Genomic DNA, 21915 nt, shown 5'->3' on the forward strand with positions numbered 1-21915 from the left:
TTATTCCGGACATGACTGGAACGGCCGGTTAAGACGGGCGTTCAACCCATACGACTGGGCGTCTGCCCGTATTTGACTGGAGTGACCACTTGAGAGTGCTGGCCGTGGCCGACTCCGACTCGTACCTGAAGTGGGCGGCCTGCCTGCTCGACGACCTGCCACCCGGCTGCGAGACGGACCTCGCGGTGGTGCGCACGCCGATCGCGCCCTCGCCCGAGCAGATCGCCGCCGCCGTGGGCGGACGTCCCGCGCCGCCGCTGATGCCGGCGCGGGCGGTGCGGCGTCTGGCCGAGCGGACACGGCCGGACGCGATCATCGTGGCCTGTACGGGGCCGGTCGTGGACGTGCTGGTGGCCGAGGCGTTCGCCGGGTTGCGGCCGCGGCCGGTGTTCGTGACCGGGCTGCCGGGCATCTCGGTGCCCGCGACGGAGAAGGCGTGGCTGTTCCGCAGCGGGTGCGACCTGTTCGTGGTGCACAGCGAGCGGGAAGTGGCCGAGTTCGCCGGGATCGCCGCCCAGCTCGGCGGGGGAGGGGCGGTCGGGCTGGCCCGGCTGCCGTTCCTGCGCCCGCGGGCCGTGCGCGGCGGCGGGAACCGGGTGGTGTTCGCCACCCAGGCCAAGGTGCCGCGTGAGCGCGAGGATCGCGAACGCATCCTGCTGTCCCTGGCCGAGCTGGCCGCCCGCCGCCCGGACCTGGACGTGGTGGTGAAGCTGCGCGCCCTGGAGGACGAGCGGCAGACGCACAACGAGCGCTTCCACTACCAGCGGCTCTGGCGCGAGCTCGGCGAGCCAGGGCGGGTGGCATTCGAGGCGGGCTCGATGCACGACCAGCTGGCGCAGGCGGCCGGGTTCGTGACCGTCAGCTCGACGGCGGCGCTGGAGGCCATCGCGCAGGACGTGCCGCTGCTGGTGCTGAGCGACTTCGGCGTGAGCGCGGAGATGATCAACCTGGTGTTCGAGGACAGCGGGCTGCTGGGCACGCTCGACGAGCTGGCCGGTGGCGGCTTCCGCGCCGCCGACGCCGGGTGGTGCGCGGCCAACTACTTCCACCCTGTAGAGCGCAACGACTGGGCCGGGCTGCTGGGCGGCCTGGTGACCGGCGGCCCGCGGGTTCCGGCCAGGTCGCTGCTCGACGGGCCGGAGCACGCCGCCGCCCGCCGCCGGGCCAGGATGCGCCTGGACGTGCCGCCCACCATGCTGCGCGTCGGCTACCGGGCCAAGCGGCGGATGCGCCGGTATCTGCGGGCACTGTCCTAAAGCCGTTGCCCCCGGAGGACGCTGTCCTCCGGGGGCGCCGCTCGTTCAGATCGCGGAGCGGATCTTGCGGCGCAGCCGCGTGAGCGCCGTGGGCTTGGCCGTCAGCCCGAGCGTCTCCAGGCGCTTGCGCTTGAAGTAGCGCGGGTCGAAGTCGAAGTCCACCGGCCGCAGCTCCGGATAGGTCTCGGCCTGCATGCAGTAACCCACGGCCCGCACCAGCTCCCGAAGGTAGCCACGCGGCGCCGGCTCGATCGTGCCGTCCGCCGACATGCGGGGCAGCAGCGCGTCGACGATCGTGACGGGCACCCGGTTGCTGTTCTCGTACGGGGCCAGCCGCTCCAGCACCAGATCGGTCCCGTACGAGGCCACCGGCAGCCCGAAGTAGCGCCCGGCCGTGATCAGGCCGGTCGAGAAGCAGCCCACGACCAGCTCGGGCCGCAGCGCCGAGAAGCACACCTCGGCCGGGACGCTCTCCCCGGCGACCAGCAGCCGCACGTCCAGCGGCTCGGCGGCGGCTCTGAGCAGCTGCGCGTGCCTGCGCCCGGCCGCCGGGTGCGGCTTGAACACGACGGTCGAGTAGCCCCGGGCGACCAGGCCGCGCAGCATCGTCTCGTGCAGCGCCGCCTCCTCCTCGGGCGTGACGATCTCCAGCGCGGACAGGTACTGCCCGAGGATCATCGCCTGCCCGGCCAGCATGTCCGGCGCGGTCGTCGCCACCTGCCGGACCACCGCCAGGAACGCCTCGTCCGGCAGGATCTGGGCCGGCACGCCGTACTCGCTGAGCAGGAGCGGCTCCAGCCCCGGCACGAGGTCCAGGTGCAGCAGGCGGGTGATGCGGCGGAAGATCTCGGCGGGCAGCGGGTCGCGGGTCGGGCCGTAGCTCATCAGGCCGTCGGAGTAGACGGTGATCGGGCAGTCGCGCACCAGCCCGGCGATCGTCCGGGCGGGCGGCACCGCGATCGACTCCAGCACCAGCTCGGCCGCGTCCTCGAGCCCCAGCTGGGCGCGGATCAGCCGCTCCATCATCGGCACCTCGATGACGCGGGCCTTCCAGTCCGACGGGTGCAGCGGCGCGATCAGGTCGTTCCACGAGTGGATCTCGTCGAAGCGGGAGCGCAGCACCGCGAAGCCCGGCGTCCGGTCGAGCGGGAGGGTCACCTCGGGGATCGCCGCGTTGTTGGACACGATGAGGACCCGGCGTCCCTCGGCGAAGCGGCCGTCGTCGATCCCGGCCGCCAGCGACATCGCCCCGAACAGCGTCGAGGCGTAGAAGACGGTCGTCATGAGTCCTCCCGTTCGCGGCGCGGCCGCACGTGGGGGTTCGGGGGGAGGTCGGGCAGCAGGGCCCGCAGAGTGGCCTCACGTTCCACGGACATCCGCGACACCACGTCCGCCACCAGGCCGGTGGGCAGCGTGCGCACCATCTCCGCGCCGCGCTCCTCGAACCGGGCGCGCAGCTGCGGGGTGAAGCGGTCGGCGATCTCCAGGTGGTGGGCCAGCAGCGCGCAGAAGTTCCGTACGGCCTTGGGCAGGAACTCCTCCTCGAGGTCCTTGAACACCAGCTCGAAGGCGTCGAAGAAGTGCAACTGCCGCTCGTCGCCCACCCGCGTGAGCGACCCCGACACCATCCGCCGGTAGAACACCCCGGCCAGGGAGACCACCGCGAACGAGGCCGCCTCCCTGTGCAGCCGCCAGATCCACGGCCGGTCCTCCGCGGTGTGCAGCGAGCCGGGGAAGTGCAGCAGGTCGTGCAGCGAGCGCCGGTAGATCCCGGCCCAGGCGTAGGGGTAGTCGACCATGGTCCGCACGTTCGCGGGCAGGATCGCGTCCCGAGGGTTGAGCACTACGCCCCGCCGCGCCAGCGGAGCGCGGTGCACGACCCGCTTTCGTCCCTCGACCTGTACGTGGTCGGCGCGGACGAAGTCACAGCCGAGCCCGTCGATGGCCTCGACGAGCCGGGCCAGGTAGCCGGGGGCGAGCCAGTCGTCGCCGTCCATGAACGTGACGTACCGGCCCGAGGCGGCCGACAGCCCGGTGTTGCGCGCATCGGCGAGCCCGACCGGCGCCGGATTGCGCAGGACGGACAGGCCGGGCAGGTCGGCGCGGAAGTCCTCGGCGATGGCGCCGGTGGCGTCCACCGAACCGTCGTCCACGACGATGAACTCGAAGTCGCGCCGGGCGTTGCGGCAGAGCGAGGAGAGCGCGTCGGCGATGAAACGCTCGCCGTCACGCACGGGCACGATGACGGACAGAGTGGTCAAGATCGCGCTCGTCAGACGGTGACGCGGCGCAGGCGGGCCTTGGGGGCCTCCTCACCGGGGAAGACGCGCTTGACGCCGTCGCCCATGGCCTGCTCGATGATCCGGATGTCGCGCACCAGGTGCTCCAGACCCGACGGCTCCAGCGACGCGGCGTGGTCGGAGCCCCACATGGTCCGGTCGAGCGTGATGTGCCGCTCCACGCAGACCGCGCCGAGCGTCACCGCGGCCAGCGAGATCTGCAAGCCGCGCTCGTGCCCGGAGTAGCCGACGGGCACGCCGTAGCGCTCCTTGAGGGTGGTGATCGTGCGCAGGTTCGCCTCCTCCGGCGGGAGGGGGTAGGTGGAGGTGGCGTGCATCATGATCAGCTTGTCGGTGCCGAGGATCTCGACGGCCTGGTCGATCTCGGAGAGTGTGGACATGCCGGTCGACAGCATCAGCGGCTTGCCCGTCGCCGCGAGGGCGCGCAGCAGCTCATGGTCGGCGACGCTGGCCGAGGCGATCTTGTGCGCCACGACGTCCATCTCTTCGAGGAAGTCGATGGAGGGCACGTCCCACGGCGAGGCGAACCAGTGCAGGCCGCGCTCGTCGCAGTACTTGGCGATCTGGCGGTACTCGTCGTAACCGAACTCGGTCCGCTCCTTGTACTCCAGATAGGTCATCTCGCCCCAGGGCGTCTGCCTGATCTGCCCCTTCTGCGCCTCGGGCACGCAGATCGCCGGGGTGCGCTTCTGGAACTTCACCGCCTGGCAGCCCGCGTCGGCCGCCACGTCGATGAGCCGGCGGGCCAGGTCGAGGTCGCCGTTGTGGTTGATGCCGATCTCGCCGATGACGTAGACGGGCTCGCCGTCGCCGACCAGCACCTCGCCGACCGCCACCGGGCCGAACCTGGGCCGCTGCCTGGTCTCGGGCGTGGGCTCCTCGGGCCGGGCCGCCACGACGCGGTCGCACAGCTCGCGTACGGCTCCCTCGCCGCCCGGCTTGGACAGCACGACCCTGGCGGCCGCCCGGACCCGCGGGTGCGCGTCGGGCACCGCGATCGGCCAGCCCACCTCGGCCATCGGGCCCAGGTCGTTGACGTCGTTGCCCACGTAGGCGACGCGGGCCGGGTCGAGGCCCTCGATCGTCAGCCAGTCGCGCAGCACGACCCGCTTCTCGGCGATGCCCTGCAGTACGGGCACGCCCAGCTTGCGGGCGCGGGCGGCCACGACCGGGTTGTGCTCGGTCGACATGACCAGCACCTTCACCCCGGAGCGGCGCAGCAGCGCGATGCCCATCCCGTCGGAGCGGCTGACCAGCACCATCTCGCGGCCGTCGGAGTCGACGTAGGCGCGGTCGTCGGTGTGCACGCCGTCGAAGTCGGTGATGACCGCGTCGACGTCGATCGGCTCGGGCAGGTCCACGAACGGGGCCAGCGCGCGGGCCAGCTCCAGGTCCTCGGGGTCGTCGATCTCGATCGCGTGCCGCACGGGCACCGGCTGCACGGCGATGGTGCCGAAGAAGCGGTGGCCGTGCTCGCGCAGCCCGGAGGTGCGCATGACGTAGAACGCGCCGTTCTCGCGGAACTGCGGCTCGCGGTCCTGCCTGCGCGGCCTGAACGCGGGGTCGTGGTTGATCCCGGCGCCGGCCGGGGTCCAGAGGAACTCGTGCGTCGGCAGGCCCGACACGACCGCGTCGGCCTCGCCGTCGAGCACCTTGCGCACGGCCGCCGACAGGTCCTCGGAGTCGATGAACGCGCTGGTGCACTGCACGAGCACGACCACTTCCGGGTCCTCGCCGAGCGTGTCGAGCGCGTGCAGGACCGCCGACTCGCTGGAGGCGGTCGAGCCGCTCAGCTCCTCCGGACGGTCCACGACGAGCGCGCCCGCCTCCTTGGCGGCCTCGGCGATTCCCGCGTGGTCGGTGCTGACCACCACCCGGTCGATCAGCTCGCTGCGCAGCGCGGCGCGGACGGCTCGGGTGACCAGGGGGATACCACCGACCGGCGCGAGGTTCTTCAGGGGAACACCCGCAGAACCGCCGCGGGCGGGAACAACGGCCAGGACTCGCAACGTGACTCCTCAGTGCTTACGGATTGCATCCCGAAGCTAGAGGCACGGATTGAACGAGCAGCATCCCCCTAATTAACTTTCCGGGGGGATCCGGTAGAGCAACTCTGGACGGCCCACTCCGCCGTACTGTGGCATCCGTACCGCGATCCCCAGCTCCACCAGGTGTTCCAGGTATCTGCGGGCCGTCACCCGGGAGACCCCGGCCGCCGTCCCCACGGCCTGCGCCGACATCCCCGCGGGGCGCCCGCGCAGCTCGGCGACGACCACGTCGAGGGTGTCGCGAGCCATGCCTTTCGGCAGCTCGGAGCGGCCGCGCAGGGTGCCGAGCACCCGGTCCACGTCGCCCTGCCCGACGATCTCGCCGGCCTCCTCCTTGAACCGGGCGTAGCGGGTCAGCTTCTCGTGAAGTGTCGAGAAGGTGAACGGTTTGAGGAGGTACTGGGAAATGCCCAGGGACACCGCCGAGCGCACCATGGCCAGATCGCGCGCGGAGGTGACCGCGATCACGTCGCACAGCAGCCCGCCCGCCCGTACGGCCCGGCAGACCTCAAGCCCTGGCATGTCGGGCAGGTACAGGTCGAGCAGGATGAGATCGACCGGCGTGCGCCGCAGGAACCGCAGCGCCTCCCCGCCCGAGCGCACCACGCCCGCCACCTCGAAGCCCGGCACCCGGGCCACGTAGATGCGGTTGGCCTCCGCGGTGATCTCCTCGTCCTCGACCACCAGCACCGAGATCATCGGACCGGCTCCGTCGCGGGCTCGGGAACGGGCAGTCGTACGGTGAACACCGACCCGTCCACCTCGATCGAGCCGCCCAGCCGCCGCACCGCCTGCCCCACCAGCGCGAGCCCCAGGCCGTGCCCGTCGCCCTTGGTGGTCCAGCCCTTCCGGAACGCGTCGGGCGCGATCAGACCGGGCCCGTCGTCGGCCACCCTGATGAGGAAGCCGTCCGGTCCGGCCCGCAGCAGCACCTCGACCCGCGTCGCCGCGTCGATCGCGTTGTCGATGAGGTTGCCGACGATCGTGACGAGCTCCCCGGCGTCCAGGCCGAGGTCGTCCAGCTCGCTGTCCTCGCTGATCACCAGCTCGCCGCCGCGCTCGGCCGCCTCCGCGCTCTTGCCCAGCAGCAGCGCGGCCAGGACCGGCTCGCGTACCGCGCCCATCACCCGGTCCGTCAGGTGCTGCGCCGCGCGCAGTTCCGCGGTGCCGAACGCCACGGCCTGCTCCGTACGGCCCAGCTCCACCAGCGTGATGACCGTGTGCAGCTTGTTGGCCGACTCGTGGGCGGCCGACCGGAGCGACTCGGCGAACCCGCGCTCGGCGTCCAGCTGCCCGGCCAGCGCCTGCAGCTCGGTGTGATCGCGAACGGTCACCACCGTGCCCAGCCTGCTGGCCGCACCGTTGACGGCCAGCACCCGGTCGCCGACCAGGTGCACCCGCTCCTCCTGGCCCGCGTCCAGCACTTCCGACAGGCCCAGCTCGTCCAGGTGCCGCCCTTCGGCGTCGGCGGGCAGACCGAGCAGCTGCCGCGCGGCGTCGTTGCAGAGCGTCAGCGTGCCGTCCTTGCCGACCAGCAATAGTCCCTCGCGTACGGCGTGCAGCACCGCGTCGTGGTGCTCGTGGATGCGGCCCAGCTCGGCCGGGCCGAGCCCATGTGTCTGCCTGCGCAGCCGGGCGGTCACCAGCCAGGTGCCGGCGGCGCCGAGGGCGAGCACGACCAGCGCGATGAGCCCGGTCCAGAAGAGCAGGCCGCGCAGCCTGGCGCTCACCCGCTCGACCTTGATGCCCGCGCTGACCAGCGCCCGCACCGGGCCGGTCGCGCCGTTCGCGCGGACCGGGGCGACCGCCCGCACGGACGGACCGAGCGTGCCGGTGTAGGTCTCCGTGAACGTCTGCCCGCGCAGGGCCTGGTCGATGTGGCCGAGGAAGCGTTTGCCGATCTCCGCCGGGTTGGGATGGGTGTAGCGGGTGCCGTCGGGCTTCATGATGGTGACGAAGTCGACGCCCGTCTGGGCGCGTACCTGCTCGGCGAACGGTTGCAGGCGGCTGGTCGGCGACGGAGCGTCGAGCGCGGCCCGCACGTCGGGCGAGGCCGCCACCGCGGTGGCGGCCGCCCTGGCCTGGGCCGCCGCCTCGGCCGTGACGAGGTTGCCGGCCAGCACGGAGACGAGCGTGGCGGCGCTCACCAGGGTGAGGACGACAACGAACAGTTGCAGGGCCAGCATCTGGCCGGCCAGGGTCCATCGGCTCATGGGAATCTCTTCAGTGTACGAAACTTACGCAATGGTGACCTGCGTCACCACAGAGCGCATATTCGCATGGTTAGCAGTCTCGTCCATACGACCGGAGACCGTCCCATGCGTCGTGATCGCACCCACCTTCTCTACATGGCCGTCATCGTGGCGGTGCTGCTAGGGATCCTGGTCGGATTCGTCTGGCCGGACGTCGGCAAGGAACTCAAGCCACTCGGCACCGCGTTCGTCAACCTCGTCAAGATGATGATCGGCCCGATCATCTTCTGCACGATCGTGCTCGGCGTCGGCTCGGTCAGTAAGGCGGCCAAGGTCGGCAAGGTCGGTGGCCTCACCATCGGCTACTTCACCATCATGTCCACCGTAGCCCTGATCATCGGACTCGTGGTCGGCAACTTCATCGACCCGGGCTCAGGGCTGCACCTCACCGACGCGGCCAAGCAGGCCGCGGAGGCAGAGGCGGCCAAGGGGGCCGCCGCCGGATCGACCGACTTCCTGCTCAGCATCATCCCGACCACGCTGGTGTCGGCGTTCACCGAGGGACAGACGCTGCAGACGCTGCTGGTCGCGCTCCTCGTCGGGTTCGCGCTGCTGGCCATGGGACCCAAGGCCGCGCCGATCCTGACGGCCGTCGAGCACATCCAGCGGCTGGTGTTCCGCATCCTCGCCATGATCATGTGGGCGGCGCCGATCGGCGCGTTCGGCGCCATCGCCGCCGTCGTCGGCGCCACCGGCCTGGACGCGCTCAAGGCCCTGGGCATCATCATGGTCGCCTTCTACATCACTTGCCTGCTGTTCGTCGGCCTCGTGCTCGGCCCGCTGCTGTGGATGGTGGCCAAGGTGGGCATGTGGCCGCTCTTCCGCTACCTGGGGCGTGAGTTCCTGCTGATCCTGTCCACGTCGTCGTCCGAGGCCGCGCTGCCCCGGCTGATCGCCAAGATGGAGCACCTCGGCGTGAGCCGTACGGTGGCCGGCATCACCGTGCCGACCGGTTACTCCTTCAACCTCGACGGCACCGCGATCTACCTGACCATGGCCACGCTGTTCGTCGCCTCGGCCACCGGAGCGCCGCTGTCGTTCGGTGAGCAGATCGCGCTGCTGCTGTTCATGATGATCGCCTCCAAGGGCGCGGCGGGCGTGACCGGAGCGGGCCTGGCCACGCTGGCCGGTGCTCTCCAGTCGCACCGGCCGGCGCTGGTCGACGGCGTCGGCCTCATCGTCGGCATCGACCGGTTCATGTCCGAGGCCCGCGCCCTGACGAACTTCGCCGGCAACGCGGTCGGCACCATCCTCGTCGCCACCTGGACAGGTGATTTCGACAAGGAACGAGCCGCCGAGGTGCTCGCCGGCAACGCGCCGTTCGACGAGTCGACGCTGCTGGACGAGGACGAGCGGCCCGAGCCGCCCGCGGCGGACGACGAGCGGCGGGAGATGTCGCCGGTCTGAGCCGTTGGTCGCCGCAAGCTCTGATCCGTCGTCAGATGGGTCAGAGCTTGCGGCCGATGCCCGCGTAGCCCATTCGCGCCATCTCGTCGTCGAGGAAGATCGTCTCCTGGGGGTCGTTGAACGGCCAGCCGACCTCCGGCCCCAGGCCACTGGCCAGCCCCGGCGGGATCAGCTCGAAGTCACCGAAGAACCGGGCGATCTCCGTGCCAGGGCGCGGGCAGAAAGGCGAGTTGGCCTTCTGGTAGAACTCAACGATCTTGGCCACCTGCTCCGGCACGACGTCGTTGCCGACATGGGAGATGGCCAGGTAGCTGCCCGGCGCCAGCGCGTCCCGGTAGGCGGCCACGAACTCCTGCGGCCGGTCCTCATCGGGCACCAGGTGCAGGAAGAACATCATGAGCACCGCGACCGGCTGGTCGAAGTCCAGCAGCGACAGCACCTCGGGATGCTGCAGGAGTTTCTCCGGTTCGCGGCCGTCGCCCAGCACCATGGCGACCTTCTTCGGGTCGGCCAGCAGGGCGCGTCCGTGCGCGGCCACCACGGGGTCGTTGTCGACGTAGACGATGCGCGCGTCCGGCGCGAACCGGTGGGCGACCTCGTGCACGTTCTCCGCGGCCGGGAGGCCGGAGCCGAGATCGAGGAACTGGGTGATGCCCTGACGGCACAGGTATTCGACCACTCGCCCGATGAACTTGCGGTTCTGCCTCGTGCCCTCTCTGACCTCGGGGAGGACGCTCATCACCAGTTCGGCGAGATCCCGGTCGGCCTTGAAGTTGTCCTTGCCACCAAGAAAGTAGTCGTACATCCGCGACGCGTTAGGGATGTGCGGGTCCACACCTTGCGGCGCTTGTTCCGTCATGTGCCCATGATCTCGGACAAACGACCAGTAAATCCACCGTTTCATGTCACAAGGTGACCAACGGGAGGTGGATCATGTCACACGGCAGGCAGCCTCAGGACGAAGCGGGCGCCGCCGCAATACTCCTCGACATGGATCTCGCCGCGATGCGCCACCGCCACGTCGCGCGCGATGGCCAGGCCCAGGCCGGTGCCGCCGGAGTCGCGGCTGCGGGCCGCGTCCAGGCGGGTGAAGCGCTCGAAGATGGACTCGCGGTCGGCCCGCGCGATCTCCACGCCGTCGTTCTCCACGGCCAGTACGGCCATGTCCCCGTCCCTGGTGACCGCCACCTTGATGATGCTCTCGGCATGCCGCTGGGCGTTGTCCAGCAGGTTCGTCAGCACCCGGGCCAGTTGCAGGCGTACCCCCTCCACCACGACGCCCTCCTCCAGCATCAGCTTGACGGGCAGCCGATCGTTGCGGGCCGACAGCTCGTCGCGGACGAGGGCGGCGAGATCCATCCGCTCCTTCACCACGTCCACGCGGGAACCGATCCTGGCCAGCAGCAGCAGGTCGGAGATGATCGCTTCGAGCCGGTCGGTGTCGCGCAGCGCGCTGTCCACCAGCGCGATGAAGTCGGTGTCCTCGGGGTAGAGCTGGGCGCTCTCCAGCTGTGCGCGCAGCCCGGCGATGGGGGTACGCAGCTCGTGCGAGGCGTCGGAGGCGAACCGGCGCTGCTGGTATGCCGAGCGCTCCAGGCGGGCCAGCGTGCCGTTGACGGACCTGGCGAGCTGGGCGACCTCGTCCTTGCCCGGCGGCTGGGTCACCCGGCTGCTCAGGTCACTGGCGTTGACCGCGTCGAGCTCGGCCCGCATCGCGCCCACCGGCCGCAGCGCCCGGCCCATGACCAGCCAGGTCGTCCAGGTGGCCAGCGCGATGAGCACGAGGACCTGGGTGAGCACGACTGCCTCCAGGATCCTCGTGTCCAGCAGGCCAGGGGTGGTGCGCCCGGCGTACACGACGTTCGCGGCCGGGGACGGGGACGCGCGGACGGCCGTCAGGTGGACGCACTGCCTCGGGAGACAGTTCGTGGTGCTGATGACCCGGTTGTCCGCGGTGGGCCAGACGTCGCTCAGCGGCGGCAGGTTGCGGGCCGCGTCGCTTGTCGCCACCACCTGACCGCTCGGGGTGACGACCTGGATCAGGTCGACGGAGGGATCGATCAGCGGCATCGCCGCGCCCAGCGGGAGGTCGCCCACGCGCCACTCGGCCGCCACCTGCTCGGCGGTGTCCCTGGTCTGCTTCCACACGTTCGCCTCGACCACGGACCTGGCCACGACGATCGTGCCGGTCCCCACGGGGATCAGCACAGCGGTAGCCACGGCGGCCGCCACCAGCGTTACGCGGCCGCGTAGAGAACTCGCCCATAGGCGTGACATCAAATCGAGGCTACTAACGGCATTTACCCCGATATGTCGGACAAGGGGAAAGTTTGTCCCATTGTCCGACAGTCTCGCGTCAGCGCTGGAGCCACACCGTGGTGTCGGGCGGCAGGGTGCCATCGGCGGTGAGCGGGCCGCTCGACAGCAGCACCTCGCCGGTCACCTCCACCGGCTCGTCACTGGTGTTCAGCATGACGACCAGGCCGGGTGAGCGCTCGATGGCCAGCACGTCCTTGGGCGAGTCGAGCCAGGTCAGCGTGCCGCCGCCGAGTGCCGGGTGGGCCTTGCGCAGGCGCAGCGCGGCCCGGTAGAGGTTCAGCGTGGAGCCGGGGTCGTCGTGCTGGGCCTCGACCGACAGCGCCGCCCACGAGGCGGGGATCGGCAGCCACGGGTCCTGCCAGCCGAGGCCGGGGGCGGTGGTCCACGGGATGGGCACCCGGCAGCCGTCGCGGCTCTCGCCGCTGCGCAGGAACGCCGGGTCCTGCCGCAGCTCGTCGGGCAGGTCGAGCACCTCAGGCAGGCCGAGCTCCTCGCCGTTGTAGAGGTAGGCCGAGCCGGGCAGCGCCAGCATCAGCAGCGTGGCCGCCTTGGCCCTGGCCAGGCCGCCGTGGCGGGTGACGTGCCGGGGCTTGTCATGGTTGGACAGCACCCAGGTGGTCGGCGCGCCCACCAGCTCCGCCTCGGCCAGCGCCTTCTCGATGACCGCGCGGAAGGACTTGGCGTGGAAGTCGGCCAGCAGGAAGTCGAAGTTGAACGCCTGGTGCAGCTCGTCGGGGCCGACGTAGCGGGCCAGCCGCTCGGGGGAGGATACCCACGCCTCGGCGACGGCCATCCGCCCGCCGGGGTAGGAGTCGAGGATCGGCCGCCACTCGCGGTAGATCTCGTGCACGCCGTCCTGGTCGAAGTACGGCACCCGCTCGTCGCCGAGCATCTCGGCCTGGCGGCCCTCCTTCGGCCCCACGTCGGGCAGCCCGGCGGCCTTGACCATGCCGTGCGCCACGTCGACGCGGAAGCCGTCCACCCCGCGCTCCAGCCAGAACCGCAGGATGTCGCGGAACTCGGCCCGCACCTCCGGGTTGTCCCAGTTGAGGTCGGGCTGCTCGGGCGCGAACAGGTGCAGGTACCACTGCCCGTCGGCCACCTGGGTCCAGGCGGGGCCGCCGAAGATGGACTCCCAGTCGTTGGGCTGGTCCCGGAAGATGTAGCGGTCGCGCAGGCCGGCCTGGAACCACGGGTGCCGGTCGGAGGAGTGGTTCGGCACCAGGTCCACGATCACCCTGATGTCCAGCTCGTGCGCGTCGGCGATCAGCCCGTCGAGGTCGGACAGCGTGCCGAACATCGGGTCCACGTCGCGGTAGTCGGCCACGTCGTAGCCGCCGTCGGCCATCGGCGAGGTGTAGAAGGGGCTCAGCCAGATGGCGTCCACGCCCAGCTCGGCGAGGTAGTCCAGGCGTTCGCGCACGCCCGGCAGGTCTCCCATACCGTCGCCGTTCGCGTCGGCGAAGCTGCGTGGGTAGACCTGGTACACGACGGCGTCCCGCCACCAGTCGTCGTTGCCGAGCATGGGGGTCCTTTCGGGGATTGTCCGTGATGTCTGGTGCAGGATGGCCTGCATGGTTCAGTGGGGTCAAGTGTAAGTTGCGGAAAGTTGCAGATGGGGCCCCACTTCTCCCCGGCGTTCGGTTGGCGAGGTCAAGGGAGTATCGAGCGCGTCTGGATCGGGTAACGCTCTTTCGCAAGTTCTTCCAAATTTTGCAAAGAGTCGCTAACGTCCCGGAAACATAAGCCGCGAAAGCGGTCAATTGCTCCCTCCGTGACCTCAGGAGGTCCCATGCGCAAGCGAGCCCTGGGTGTGGCCGCTCTCACGTCCCTGGCATTAGCCGCCACGGCCTGCGGTGGTTCTCAGCCCGGCACCCCCTCTGCCGCCCCCAGCGGTTCCGCCGCCGCCTCCTCCTCGGCCCCCGCCGACAAGGGCAGCGGCAAGCTGGTGATCTGGGCCGACCCCAACCGGGTCAAGGCGCTCAAGCCCTTCGCCGAGCAGTTCGGCACCGAGAACGGCGTGACCGTCGAGGTGAAGGAGATCAGCAAGGACAACCAGCAGACCTTCCTCACCGCCTCCCAGCAGGGCAGCGGCCCGGACATCATGGTCGGCGCGCACGACTGGATCGGCAACCTGGTGCAGAACGGCGCCATCGACCCGGTCAACCTCACCGACGCGCAGAAGGCGGCGTTCCCGGAGATCGCCATCAAGGCGGTCACCTTCGACGGGCAGGTGATGGCCGCCCCGTACGCGGTGGAGAACATCGCGCTGATCCGCAACACCAAGCTCGCCCCCGACGCCCCCGCGACGCTCGAGGACATGGTCAAGAAGGGCAAGGAGCTCAAGGCGGCGGGCAAGGTCAAAGAGGTGCTCTGCCTGCCGGTGGCGCAGAAGGGCGACGCCTTCCACGTCTACCCGATCTTCGCGGCGGGCGGCGGCTCGCTGTTCGGCACCACCGCCTCCGGCGACCCGGACCCGAAGAAGGTGCTGCTCGGCTCGCCCGACTCGGTCAAGGCGTTCGGCAAGCTGAAGGAGCTGGGGGAGAAGGGTGACGGCGCGCTCAAGACGTCCATCACCAACGAGAACTACGTCGCCAGCTTCGCCGGCGGCAAGTGCGCCTTCCTGATCTCCGGCCCCTGGGCCATGGGAGATGTGAAGAAGGGCGGCATCAGCTACGACATCACGCCCGTCCCGTCGTTCAAGGACGGCAAGCCCGCCACCCCGTTCGTCGGCGTCCAGTCCTTCTTCGTGGCCTCCAAGGGCAAGAGCAAGACCCTGGCGCAGGAGTTCGTCGCCAACTACGTGACCAACAAGGACGTGGCCAAGGCCCTGTACGCGGCCGACCCGCGGCCCCCGGCGCTGACCGAGGCGCTGCAGGAGGTCGGCGCGACCGACCCCGACGCGGGCAAGTTCATGGACGCGGGCAAGAACGGTATGCCGATGCCGGCCATCCCCGAGATGCAGGCCGTCTGGGAGCCGTTCGGCATCGCCGAGGCGGCGGTGGTCAAGGGCGGCGACGCGGCCAAGGCCGCCGAGGCCGCGCAGAAGGCCATCGACAGCTCGCTCAAGAACTGACGTCATGTCCCTGGACGTGCGTGCGGCCGCGGGATCCCATGCTCCCCCGCGGCCCCGCCGTGAGATCACCACGGCGTTCCTGGTCAGCAGGGTCGTGGTGCTCGCGGTGGCGGCGGCGCTCCTGGTGTACGCGGCGCCGCCCCTGGTCGCCGCCGGGTCGTGGCCCGCCCTGGCGGTCCTCGGCCTGGCCACCGCGGTCATCGCCTACCTCTACCTGACCCGCCGCTTCATCCCGGCCAAGTACCTGATCCCCGGCACCGTCTTCCTGATCGCCTTCCAGGTGTTCCCGGTCCTCTACACCGTCAGCACGGCGTTCACGAACTTCGGCGACGGCCACCGCGGCGACAAGCAGGCCGCCATCACGGCGATCGAGACCGGCTCCGTACGCCAGGCGCCCGGCTCGCCCGAGTACAGCCTGACCGCGGCGCTGAAGGGCGACCGGCTGGTCTTCCTGCTCGTGGACCCGAAGACCAAGCAGGTCCAGGCGGGCGACCCGGCCGGGCTCGCGCCGGTGACCGGTGCCGAGGTGGGCATTACGGGCAAGGTGCTGCGGGCGCCCGGCTTCACCGTGCTGACGGCGCCGCAGGCGGCGGCCAGGGCGCAGCAGGTCGCGGCGCTGGCCGTGCCGACCCGTGGCGGCCTGATCAAGGCGAACGGCCTGAGCCGCGCGGTCGAGGGACGCTCGGCGCTGGTCTACGACGCGCGCTGCGACTGCGTCCAGGGCGAGGGCGACCGGTGGAAGGCCGACGAGGGGCAGGGCTACTTCGTCAACGCTTCGGGCGCGCACCTCGCGCAGGGCTGGCAGGTGAGCGTCGGCTTCGCGAACTTCACCCGTGTCCTGACGAATCCCACGATCTCCGGATATTTCATCGGGGTCTTCGGGTGGAACGTTGTGTTCGCGCTGGCCTCCGTGGTGGCCACGTTCGCGCTCGGGATGGCGGTGGCGCTGGCGCTGCACCATCCGCGCATGCGCGGCACCCGCTTCTACCGGATCGCGCTGATCCTGCCGTACGCGATGCCCGCCTTCGCGATGCTGCTGGTCTGGCGGGACATGTTCAACCGCGACTTCGGCCTGATCAACCAGCTCTTCGGGCTGGACGTCGACTGGATGGGGCAGCCGTCCACCGCCAGGTTCGCGGTCATCCTGGTCAACCTCTGGCTCGGCTTTCCGTACATGTTCCTGGTGACCACGGGCGCGCTGCAGGCCATCCCGCGCGAGCTGACCGAAGCGGCCTCCATCGACGGGGCGACGCCGTGGCAGGGCTTCCGCAAGGTGACGCTGCCGCTGCTGCTGGTGGCGCTGACGCCGCTGCTGATCTCGTCGTTCGCCTACAACTTCAACAACTTCAACGCGATCGCGCTCACCAGCGAGGGCGGCCCGTTCCCGGCGGAGAGCCCGCAGGTGGGGGCCACCGACCTGCTGATCACCTACACCTTCCGGCTGGCGTTCGGCACCTATGGCGCCCAGTTCGGCTTCGCCGCCTCGATCTCGGTGTTCATCTTCGCGATCGTGGCGATCATCTCCGCGGTGGCCTTCCGCCGGACCCGCAGACAGGAGGAGGTCTACGCATGAGACTCGCGCTGCGGCACGTGTTCGTGCTGGTGGTGTGCGCGTTCGCGGTCTTCCCGATCCTGTTCGTGGTCTCGGCCGCGATCAACCCGCTGGGCACGCTGGCCTCCACCGACCTGCTGCCCACCGGGGCCGGCCTCGGGAATTTCGCCGACCTGTTCACCTCCGACCGGTACCCGTTCGCCAGGTGGTTCCTCAACTCGGTGTTCGTCGCGCTGACGTCGTCGTTCGCCAGTCTGCTGCTGTCGATGTTCGCCGCCTACGCCTTCAGCCGGATGCGCTTTCGTGGGCGCCGGGTCGGGCTGCTGGCGCTGCTGCTCATCCAGATGTTCCCGCAGTTCCTGGCCATCGTGACGATCTTCATGATCTTCACCAAGGTGACCGAGCTCTACCCCGCGTTCGGGTTCAACACCGTGTGGGGGCTCATGCTGCTCTACCTGGGCGGCGCGCTGGGCGTGAACACGTGGCTGATGAAGGGCTTCCTCGACACCGTCCCCAAGGAGCTCGACGAGGCGGCCACGGTCGACGGCGCCACGCACGCGCAGATCTTCTGGCGGGTCATCATGCCGCTGGTCACGCCGATCCTCGCGGTCACCGCGCTGCTGGCCTTCATCGGCACGATGAGCGAGTTCATCATGGCCAACGTCTTCCTGCGCGATCCGGAGAGCAAGACGCTGGCCGTGGGCATGTACGGGATGATCGCGGGCGACCAGCGCAACGCCAACTTCGGCATGTTCGCGGCGGCCACGCTGCTCACCGCCGTCCCCACGGTCGGCGTGTTCCTGTGGTTGCAGAAGTACATCGTCTCCGGGCTCACGGCCGGGGCCGTCAAGGGATAGGTCTCATTGCGCTTCCTCGGCGAGCCGCATCACGACGGCTCCGCTCTGTACGTCTCCACCCAGGCGCCGGCGCCCGGCTCGACGGTGACGGTCCGGCTGCGGGCGCCGCTGTCCGCCGGGATCACCGGCGTGCACGTCCGTACGGTCCGCGACGGCGAACCCCGCTTCACCGCCGCCTCGCCCGACACCCCCGGCGCCGTCGGGGGCTACGGCGAGACGGACGTCTGGTGGCGTGCGGACCTCGTCGCCGCCAACCCGGTCACCCCCTACCGCTTCCTCCTGCACACCGAGGGCGGCCAGGCGTGGCTGACCGCGGCCGGGCTCGTCACGCACGACGTCACCGACGCCACCGACTTCCGGCTGGTCTCTCACGAGACGCCGCCCCCGTGGCTGGCCGACGCGATCGTCTACCAGATCTTCCCTGACCGTTTCGCCAGGTCCAGGCCGATGCGGGAGCTGCCGGACTGGGCGCTGCCGCGCGACTGGGACCGCGACCCGGTCATCCCCTCGGGCCCCGGCACGTCCCAGCAGTTCTACGGCGGCGACCTCGACGGCATCGTGGAGCGGCTTGACCACGTCCAGGCGCTCGGCGCGGACACCGTCTACCTGACGCCGATCTTCCCGGCTCGCTCCAACCACCGCTACGATGCCGCCGACTTCGACCGCGTCGACCCGCTGCTCGGCGGCGACGAGGCGCTGCACCGGCTCGCCGACGCGCTGCACGCGCGCGGCATGCGGCTGATCGGCGACATCACCACCAACCACTGCGGCCGGACGCACCCCTGGTTCACCGCCGCGATGTCCGACGTGGGCGCGCCGGAGCGGGAGATGTTCTACTTCGATCCCGCCACCGGCGACTACGAGTCCTGGTACGGCGTCAAGTCGCTGCCCAAGCTCAACTGGGGCGGCGACCTGGTACGGGCCCGGATCCCGGCCGTACTGAAGAAGTGGCTGGGCCCGCTCGACGGCTGGCGCGTCGACGTCGCGAACATGACCGGCAGGCACGGCCGCGACGATCACAACCACGAGATCGCCGCCCTGCTGCGGCGCGCGATCGGGCCCGGCGCGGCGCTCATCGCCGAGCACTGCCATGACGCCTCGCCCGACCTGGACCGCGACGGCTGGCACGGCACGATGAACTACGGCGGCTTCACCCGGCCGGTGTGGGCCTGGCTGCGCTCGCCCGACTTGGAGCTGGCGAACTTCCTCGGCGTGCCCGGCGGGGTGCCGTCGCGTGACGGACTCCAGACGTACGCGACGTTCCGTGCCTTCGCCTCCCACCTGTCGTGGCGCTCGCAGGCGCACTCATGGCAGCTGCTCGACTCGCACGACTCGCCGCGCATCCGCACCGTGACCGGCTCGGCGGAGCGCCATCTCGTCGCGCTCGGGCTGCAGGCCACGCTGCCGGGCACGCCGATGGTGTTCGCGGGCAGCGAGTTCGGGCTGACGGGGGTGAACGGCGAGCACGCGCGTACCCCCATGCCCTGGGACCGGCCCGCCGACCAGGACCTCGCGACGCTGGCCGCCTACCGGGAGCTGCTCGGCCTGCGCCGGGCCGAGCCCGCGTTGCGCCACGGCGGGTTGCGGTGGCTGCACGCCGACGCCGACTGCCTGGTCTTTCTCCGGGAGGGCGCCGAGGAGTCGCTGCTGGTGTGCGCGCGCAGGGCGCCGGGCCAGGCCATTTCCCTTCCCATGCGGGCGGCAGGGGTTTATAACGCTTCTGACACCGATGTGTTGCCGGGTGATGGCCCTTCGCTGCGTGTCTGGCGCCTCGCGCGGTGACGCGCTAGCGTGGGCGGCCCCCCATCGTTCAGATTTAAACTAGATAGTGGTGTGTTCGCATGAGGTTGCTCTCCGTGGCCGTCATCGCCTCGCTCGCGCCCGCCCTCCCGGCTTCGGCCCTGGCCCGCGCGGGCACCACCTACTACGTCGATTCGCGGATGGGCGACGACTCGGCTGCCGGGACCAGCGCCACCAAACCCTGGAAATCACTCGAGAAGATCGGCGCCGCCGACCTCAAACCCGGCGACGCGGTCAGCGTCAAACGCGGCAGCAAGTGGACGGGCACGCTCACCCTGAGCGCCAAGGGCACGGCGGCCAAACCCATCGTCATCCAGCCGTACGGGACCGGCCCCATGGCGAAGATCTCCGGCATGGACGGCAACTGCGTCGTCGTGACCGGCAACCACTGGCGCATCAGCGGCCTGCGCGCCTCCGGCTGCCAATGGGCGGGGTTCGAGCTGAGCGGCGACGGCAACGAGCTCGTCGGCGTACGGGCCGACCGCAACATCGCCGGAGTGCTGGTCCCCCCCACCGGCTCCCGCAACGTCATCAGGGACAGCACGCTGACGTCCAACGCCCGGATGAGCGTGAACGACTCCGAGCCCGACAACGACTCCGGCGCGTTCGGCGTGCTGCTGAACGGCGACGACAACACGGTGACGGGCAACACCATCACCGGCAGCTACGCGGCGAGCAACGACTACGGCTTCGACGGGGCGGCGGTCGAGATCTTCGACGGCGACCGCAACCTGATCACGCACAACACCGCCCGCGACAACGAGACGTTCACCGAGCTCGGCGCCCGCAAGGGCAAGACGGCCGCCGGGAACGTGTTCGCCTTCAACGTGGTCACCTCCTCGCGCAAGCATGGATCGTTCCTGATCACCCGTGGCCCCCAGCACATCGTCGGCCCGGTGACGGGGACCATCGCGGTGCACAACTCGGTCTACCTGCCCGCGCGCGCGACGATCGGCTGGTCCTGCCACGGCGGCTGCTCACCGTCGATACTCAAGCTGCGCAACAACGCGATCTCGGTCGGCGGTGAGGCCGGGTACGAGGACGGGAAGGGCGCCGACGACGCGGGCGGCGTGTACAAGGGGCGGACGTACGCGTTCAAGCTGGGGCCCAAGTCGGTGAGGGCGGACCCGCGCTTCGTCTCCCGTACGGACCTGCACCTGCGGCCCGGCTCGCCGGCGCTGGGCCGGGGCGTCCGGCTCGGTGCCGCGTGGTTCGGCCGGGCGTCGGGCGGCACGGACATCGCGGGCCTGCCCGCCGCCCCGAACGCCGGCGCCTACCAGCGCTGAACCTCCCTGTATTTCGGGATATAGCCTGTAATTCTGGATATCGCCTGCTCACCAACCCCGCCGGGCAGCTGTGATGTGACCGCCCGGGCGGTCACTCGTTCAGCGCTTCTCGTGCGTCTGCTGCCAGATCTGCACGCCCGCCTCGTCGTAGCCGATGATCTGGAAGCGTTCGTAGCTGATGTTGCGGGCGCGATCGTAGGTCCCGGCGAACAACCGGATGCCGAGGTTCCACGGGTCCGGCCGGGTGGCGGCCGACACGGACCTGCCGTCGCCGAAGAGCAGGGTGACCCGGGCGGTCTTCGCGCTCGCGATGCCCAACCAGCGCTTGTCGTGCTCAGCCAGCTCCACGGGGTACTTCTTGCCGTCCCTGTCGGTCATCAGGTGGTCGGGATCGACGAGATTCATGACGACGGTCTGTCCGTTCAGCTTCCAGAGCAGCGTCTCGCCGGGCACCTTGTAGAGACCTACGGACAGGCCTCCCGGCATCCGCACGGCGGGGCCGACCGGCTGGGCCTTTTCCTCGGGGAAGATGGCGGGCTCGTTCTTGATCCGTGCCACGATCTGGCCCTTGGCATCCGCGAACTCGAACGCCGTCACCGTCTCGCTCGTGGGCGTGGACACGGTCCAGATGCCCTGGGGAGCGCCCTTCGGGAGGTGGATCGTCCCGGTCACCTGGTCGCCGCCCTCGATCACGGCGGTGACGCGGGCGACCTCCGGCCGCGCGGTGCCGAAGTGCATCACCACGCCCGTGGACGGATAGGGGAACGGGTCGGTCGAACTCTGCTTGGTGGCCTTCCGGCTGTCGAGCGGCTTGCCGCATCCTTGCGTCGTGACGCCGGTCCTGCTCTCGTAGGACTGGCAGAGGACCGTGCCCGTCTTACCCTTGGCGTACCAGAGGGTCAGGGGCCGCTCCTCGGACGGGTTGTCGATCAGCAGACGGTCGCCCATCGGAGTCTTGCCCTCCATGACGTCCCAGCTGCGGCGTGGGTCGATGGTGCCGGTGGCGACGTCGTCACCCTTCTGCCCGCCGGTGACCGTCAGCGTGACCGGCAGGGCCACGACGGTGACGGCCAGTGCCACGACGAGGGCCTGCGTGCGCGTCCTGCGCCGCCGCGACCGCGACACGACCTCGGCACGCAGCCCGGACGGCGCCTTCGGCGCATGCTCGGCGGCGTGGCCGAGGGTCGAACGCAGGTGGGATTCCAACTGGTCGGTCATGCGGGGCTCCCGTCGATCGCTGAGGGGTGGGGCACGGTGGAACGGAGCTTGGCCAGGCCGAGCGACGCGTGGCTGCGCACGGTCCCCCGGGAGATGCCGAGCACACCGGCGATCTCCTCGTCGGCGAGGTCCTCGTAATAGCGCAGGACCAGTACGGCCCGCTGCTTGCGCGGCAGGCCGGCGAGCGCCTGCCACAGGTCCTGCTCGATGCCGGAGGGCAGCACGTCGAGCTGGGCGGTCTCGGGCAGCGCCCAGTCGAGCCGCTCGCGCCTGCGCATCCGCCAGACGCTGATGTGCAACCTGGCCATGATCATCCTGGTGTAGCTCTCGGGAGCCTGCTTCTGGCGCACCCGTGGCCACGCCCGGTGCAGCCGGATCAGCGCCTCCTGGGTGAGGTCGGCCGCGTCGTGCGGGTTGCCGCTGAGCAGGTATCCATAGCGCAGCAGGGCATCGGCCCGTTCCGCGACGAAGTCCTCGAAGCGCGAAATTTCATCCAATGGCCTATGCCTTTCCTTGGTCCGTCACGGCATAGACGGACCGAGGG

The 21915-nt window shown here is 70.3% G+C and carries 17 protein-coding genes; 7 read left to right on the forward strand and 10 right to left on the reverse strand.

The genetic code is table 11. The annotated features are described in order from the left end of the window. The first annotated feature begins 95 nt into the window (after positions 1-95). Positions 96-1256 carry a DUF6716 putative glycosyltransferase gene (locus AB0L53_RS38890; protein ID WP_364005635.1) on the forward strand — a complete coding sequence of 387 codons (1161 nt, stop codon included), beginning with the start codon at positions 96-98 and terminating at the stop codon, positions 1254-1256. A gap of 45 nt (positions 1257-1301) precedes the next feature. On the opposite strand, the gene AB0L53_RS38895 is transcribed toward AB0L53_RS38890, so the two are convergent. The 5 genes from AB0L53_RS38895 to AB0L53_RS38915 all read right to left on the reverse strand — a co-directional run bounded on the left by AB0L53_RS38895 (position 1302) and on the right by AB0L53_RS38915 (position 7817). After that, the gene (locus tag AB0L53_RS38895; protein ID WP_364005267.1) at positions 1302-2540 is read right to left on the reverse strand and encodes an alpha-2,8-polysialyltransferase family protein; all 1239 of its coding nucleotides are present in this window, start codon (positions 2538-2540) and stop codon (positions 1302-1304) included. Continuing rightward, entirely contained in the window at positions 2537-3517 is a 981-nt protein-coding gene (locus AB0L53_RS38900; RefSeq protein WP_364005270.1) for a glycosyltransferase family 2 protein, read from the reverse strand. The genes AB0L53_RS38895 and AB0L53_RS38900 overlap by 4 nt, the downstream gene beginning before the upstream one ends. A gap of 11 nt (positions 3518-3528) precedes the next feature. After that, positions 3529-5565, reverse strand: a complete 2037-nt coding sequence (locus AB0L53_RS38905) for an N-acetylneuraminate synthase family protein (protein ID WP_364005273.1) — start codon at positions 5563-5565, stop codon at positions 3529-3531. Between the two features lie 72 nt (positions 5566-5637). Beyond that, a complete protein-coding gene (locus tag AB0L53_RS38910; protein ID WP_358432584.1) occupies positions 5638-6303 on the reverse strand; it encodes a response regulator in 666 nt (221 codons plus the stop codon). After that, entirely contained in the window at positions 6300-7817 is a 1518-nt protein-coding gene (locus tag AB0L53_RS38915; protein WP_364005276.1) for a sensor histidine kinase, read from the reverse strand. The genes AB0L53_RS38910 and AB0L53_RS38915 overlap by 4 nt, the downstream gene beginning before the upstream one ends. 105 nt (positions 7818-7922) lie before the next feature. On the opposite strand from AB0L53_RS38915, the gene AB0L53_RS38920 reads away from it, so the two are divergent. After that, on the forward strand, positions 7923-9263 hold the full coding sequence (locus AB0L53_RS38920) for a cation:dicarboxylase symporter family transporter (RefSeq protein WP_357952574.1): 1341 nt from the start codon (positions 7923-7925) through the stop codon (positions 9261-9263). A 40-nt stretch (positions 9264-9303) separates the two neighbouring features. Here the strand turns inward: AB0L53_RS38920 and AB0L53_RS38925 are convergent, their stop codons facing one another. From AB0L53_RS38925 to AB0L53_RS38935, 3 genes are all read right to left on the reverse strand, one after another. Next, a complete protein-coding gene (locus tag AB0L53_RS38925) occupies positions 9304-10122 on the reverse strand; it encodes an SAM-dependent methyltransferase (RefSeq protein ID WP_358550661.1) in 819 nt (272 codons plus the stop codon). A gap of 77 nt (positions 10123-10199) precedes the next feature. After that, the gene (locus AB0L53_RS38930; protein WP_364005280.1) at positions 10200-11540 is read right to left on the reverse strand and encodes a HAMP domain-containing sensor histidine kinase; all 1341 of its coding nucleotides are present in this window, start codon (positions 11538-11540) and stop codon (positions 10200-10202) included. 79 nt (positions 11541-11619) lie between these two features. Continuing rightward, positions 11620-13107 (reverse strand): glycoside hydrolase family 13 protein, encoded by a 1488-nt coding sequence (locus AB0L53_RS38935; protein ID WP_364005283.1) that lies wholly within the window; start codon positions 13105-13107, stop codon positions 11620-11622. Between the two features lie 267 nt (positions 13108-13374). Here AB0L53_RS38935 and AB0L53_RS38940 point away from each other — a divergent pair, with 267 nt between their 5' ends. The 5 genes from AB0L53_RS38940 to AB0L53_RS38960 are packed head-to-tail and all read left to right on the forward strand — an operon-like array spanning position 13375 to position 20153. Next, the gene (locus AB0L53_RS38940; RefSeq protein WP_364005286.1) at positions 13375-14658 is read left to right on the forward strand and encodes a maltose ABC transporter substrate-binding protein; all 1284 of its coding nucleotides are present in this window, start codon (positions 13375-13377) and stop codon (positions 14656-14658) included. Between the two features lie 4 nt (positions 14659-14662). Next, positions 14663-16231: an ABC transporter permease subunit gene (locus AB0L53_RS38945; protein WP_364005289.1), complete on the forward strand. Its 1569-nt coding sequence runs from the start codon at positions 14663-14665 to the stop codon at positions 16229-16231. Further along, positions 16228-17067 (forward strand): sugar ABC transporter permease, encoded by an 840-nt coding sequence (locus AB0L53_RS38950; protein WP_364005292.1) that lies wholly within the window; start codon positions 16228-16230, stop codon positions 17065-17067. The genes AB0L53_RS38945 and AB0L53_RS38950 overlap by 4 nt, the downstream gene beginning before the upstream one ends. Before the next feature lie 6 nt (positions 17068-17073). Further along, positions 17074-18849, forward strand: coding sequence for a glycoside hydrolase family 13 protein (locus tag AB0L53_RS38955; protein ID WP_364005295.1), 1776 nt, complete (start codon positions 17074-17076; stop codon positions 18847-18849). A gap of 59 nt (positions 18850-18908) precedes the next feature. Beyond that, positions 18909-20153: a right-handed parallel beta-helix repeat-containing protein gene (locus AB0L53_RS38960; protein ID WP_364005298.1), complete on the forward strand. Its 1245-nt coding sequence runs from the start codon at positions 18909-18911 to the stop codon at positions 20151-20153. A 99-nt stretch (positions 20154-20252) separates the two neighbouring features. Here the strand turns inward: AB0L53_RS38960 and AB0L53_RS38965 are convergent, their stop codons facing one another. Both AB0L53_RS38965 and AB0L53_RS38970 read right to left on the reverse strand, forming a co-directional pair. Further along, positions 20253-21371 carry a hypothetical protein gene (locus AB0L53_RS38965; protein WP_364005301.1) on the reverse strand — a complete coding sequence of 373 codons (1119 nt, stop codon included), beginning with the start codon at positions 21369-21371 and terminating at the stop codon, positions 20253-20255. Further along, positions 21368-21868 (reverse strand): SigE family RNA polymerase sigma factor, encoded by a 501-nt coding sequence (locus tag AB0L53_RS38970; protein WP_364005304.1) that lies wholly within the window; start codon positions 21866-21868, stop codon positions 21368-21370. Before AB0L53_RS38970 ends, AB0L53_RS38965 begins: the two co-directional genes overlap by 4 nt. Positions 21869-21915: the final 47 nt, after the last annotated feature.

Source organism: Nonomuraea sp. NPDC052129, assembly GCF_040680095.1.
In the GTDB taxonomy this organism is placed as follows: Bacteria; Actinomycetota; Actinomycetes; order Streptosporangiales; family Streptosporangiaceae; genus Nonomuraea.